The organism is Candidatus Symbiopectobacterium sp. NZEC135 (assembly GCF_025962695.1).
In genome coordinates this window covers 1-3,091 of sequence record NZ_JAGFPF010000171.1, presented here as the reverse complement: position 1 = coordinate 3,091, position 3,091 = coordinate 1, and the positions used below count along the sequence as shown (strand labels likewise).

Here is a 3,091-nt window from a genome sequence, read left to right as displayed (position 1 = left end):
CCCCCGCGGCGGTAGGAATATCCCTTCTATACCCTAAATAATTCGGGTTGCGGGAAGGCGGCAAGTGAGGGAAGCCCGATGAGCTTACTCAAGTAAGTGATTCGGGTGAGCGAACGCAGCCAACGCATCTGCAACGTGAAGTATGACGGGTATATTCCTATTGATAACGGTCTTGTATTATTTACGATCTACGGTAAGGATGCTATGACCTATCTCACACGGTGCCATTGCCATAAGAATGACAAGAAATTACACCTGAACATGTTTGTTTTGTTTGAGCCCGATCGACTCTTGCACTATGACGAAGTAGAGGGTTTTTCTTCGCGTGACGGCCAGCAGACCAACAATACGCCCACCATGATGGCGAACACGCCGATGCACGCCAGCCATGAAAAATGCTCTGAATAGTCGGGTAACAGAAGCGAGCCAAGCCACACCAGCACATAGCTCAGGCTCAAAAATGCGTAGGCTTTTCCCAGCGCCAGGCGCTGTAACGCGAATTGCCAGACAATCAGCGACAGCACATAGCACCCCAGCCCAGCGGCAAGCAGCAGCCACTGGCACAGTGCGCCGTCCCACAGCGTACGCATCGACCATACCGGTGGCAATCCGGACAGGGCGTATTTAATCGCCAACTGCGCGATGCTGACCGACATGACACTGAGGCACGCCGCTAGATATCCCATGCTATCGCCTCCACGCTAAGCCGTAACACCGAGCAAAACGACGCCCGAGATGATAAACAGAATGCCGAGGATATGCCGCGCATCAATCGGTTCCCGCCAAATCCAGCGCGCCGCCAACGTGATCCAAACCAGATTCAGGCTCAACATCGGATAGGCTACGCCGACCGGAAGCTGCTGTAGCACGACCAGCCACAGCAATAGCGCAAGCGCCAGCAGCAGCAGAGCAGCAAACAGCCATCGCACCGCATAGGTACGATGAGGCGCGCCAGCCGCCTGTTTTTGGCACATCTGCCCCATGCAGCTCAGCATGCTGACCAGCAAAACCCCTAACCATGCACTCACTGCGCGTGATACTCGACAACGGCAAAACGTCCTTGCTGATAGACACAGTCCGGCGTTGGCAGCGCATGTATCGTCGTTCTGTCGTCATCGTCAAGCAGCAGCATCAGCGTAATATTGCCTTGCTGACGGTGAGCGGCGAGCCAGTCAGGGAAAGCCTCTTCAGAGACAAACCGTTCTGCGCTGTCCTCAAACGCCAAGCCCCAGGCCAGTTCCCCGCGGCGGCTGTAGAGAAAAATATCGTCACGCTGTAACTCCCAGGCAATCGCTGAGGCAACCCCTACGCTGTTGGACAGCACATAGCGGCTCGCTTGCAGCTGCGCGCGAGCGGGCTCAATCATCGCCTGAGGCTGTTTGGCATTCTCTACACGATCGGGAACGGCAACGCCCACCAGCAGCGCCAATGCCAGCGGACACAGTGCCGCGCAGGGCCACCGGTTACGCGGTTGCACCAACGCCAGCCCCCCTATCAGCGCCCAGCAGAGAAATATCACCGCTGCCGCCAGCATCTTGCAATACTCCTGCGGCGTATAGAGCGGATAGCTCGCCAACCGATGGGGAGCCAATACCAGCACCACGGCTAGCAGGCCGGTAAAACCAAACAGCATATTGATGAGTGCGTTGGCGCGCAGCGCCTTGCCACCTTCGCGGGCAGCGCCCAGCACATGATGCGCCAGCAATGCCGCCAGCGGCGCGTAGCAGGGCAGAATATAGGTCAGCAACTTTCCCTTCGCGAGGCTGAAAAACAGCAGCGGCAGGAGTGTCCAGCCCAGCAAATAGATCAGGCCGCTATTCTGTTTCCTGTCTCGCCAGCCCTGGCGCAGCGCACCAGGAAGAAAGCCCAGCCAGGGTAATGCACCCAGCAGAAACAGCGGCAGGTAATACCAAAACGGTGCCCGGTGCTGCGCCCCCTCCTCCGCAAAGCGCTGGATATGCTCTACCCAGAAAAAGTAGTGCCAGAATGTCGGTTCACGCTCTGCGATGGTTAGCGCCCAAGGCAATGTCACCGCCGCCGCACTCAACACGGCTAACGGTCCATACATCAACAGTGATTTCCACTGTTTCTTTTCTGCCACCCACGGCAGCACGCTAATAACGGGCACCGCCAGCGCCAAAAAGCCTTTGGTCATCACCCCCATGCCACAAGCCACACCCAGCACCAGATACCCGATGGCCTTTTTGCCTACGGACTCGGATTCTGCGGCATACCAGAAACTGCACATGGCAAGCGAGAGCCACAGCGCAAGCATAGGATCGAGCACGGCGTAAGTCCCTACGCCGTAGACCAGCAAGCAGGTAAGGTAGATGACTGCCGCCAGCAGCGCAGTACGCGTGTCTCGCCAGATCCGCCAGGAGAGCCACGCCACCAGACAGGCGGTCAGTGAAGAGGAGAATATCGCTCCCGCACGCACTGCAAAATTGGAATGACCAAAAAACCATTGACCCAGATTGTTGATCCAGTAACCCGCTATCGGCTTTTCAAAGTAGCGAATACCTAAAAAACGCGGCACCGCCCAATCCCCCGAGGCCAGTAAGCCACGGCTGATTTCTGCATAGCGGGTTTCATCCGGCTGCCAGAGCAAGCGGTATTCAACGGGAATAACGTAATAGAGCGCCCACAAAGCGACCAATGCGAGCGTGTAGGTTACTGCCTTCATTACTGACCGACCTGATATTGTTGACTATTCAACCACTGTTGGCAGCCTAGCCATCCTTCCCGCCCTTCGATGGCGCTGCGTACTACATGCCCAACGGGCAAATCTGCTTCTGATTCTGGAAGCAACGTCCCCAGAGGGCAAAACTCAAGTCCTTCGAGACGTGCCATGGAGAGCAACGCCGAGAATTCTCGCTGGAAGGCAATGCCCTCCACCTCCGCGTGTACGGTATACACGGGTGTACCTCTCGCGCTGTGCATGGCGTTGAGCAAATAGCGGTTGAACTGCTGCGGTTGTACGGTGGAACCGATAACCTCATCCCAGGTGGGCAATGAGACCGGGACCTGAACGGTACCTAATGTACCGTCTGCCAGGCGGGGCCGAAATGGCGTGCTTCCGCGACAATCGCTG

The 3,091-nt window shown here is 56.9% G+C and carries 3 protein-coding genes and 1 pseudogene; all 4 read right to left on the bottom strand.

Annotation, left to right across the window (positions count from 1 at the left end; all coding sequences use genetic code 11):
• Positions 1-296: 296 nt before the first annotated feature.
• Entirely contained in the window at positions 297-686 is a 390-nt protein-coding gene (locus J5224_RS24415) for a 4-amino-4-deoxy-L-arabinose-phospho-UDP flippase (RefSeq protein ID WP_264627815.1), read from the bottom strand.
• A 15-nt stretch (positions 687-701) separates the two neighbouring features.
• Positions 702-1,028, bottom strand: a complete 327-nt coding sequence (gene arnE / locus J5224_RS24410; protein WP_264627814.1) for a 4-amino-4-deoxy-L-arabinose-phosphoundecaprenol flippase subunit ArnE — start codon at positions 1,026-1,028, stop codon at positions 702-704.
• A complete protein-coding gene (arnT, locus tag J5224_RS24405) occupies positions 1,025-2,683 on the bottom strand; it encodes a lipid IV(A) 4-amino-4-deoxy-L-arabinosyltransferase (RefSeq protein WP_264627813.1) in 1,659 nt (552 codons plus the stop codon). The genes arnE and arnT overlap by 4 nt, the downstream gene beginning before the upstream one ends.
• Positions 2,683-3,091 (bottom strand): annotated as a pseudogene (locus J5224_RS24400) (4-deoxy-4-formamido-L-arabinose-phosphoundecaprenol deformylase); the annotation flags it as partial. The pseudogene J5224_RS24400 and the gene arnT, both read right to left, overlap by 1 nt.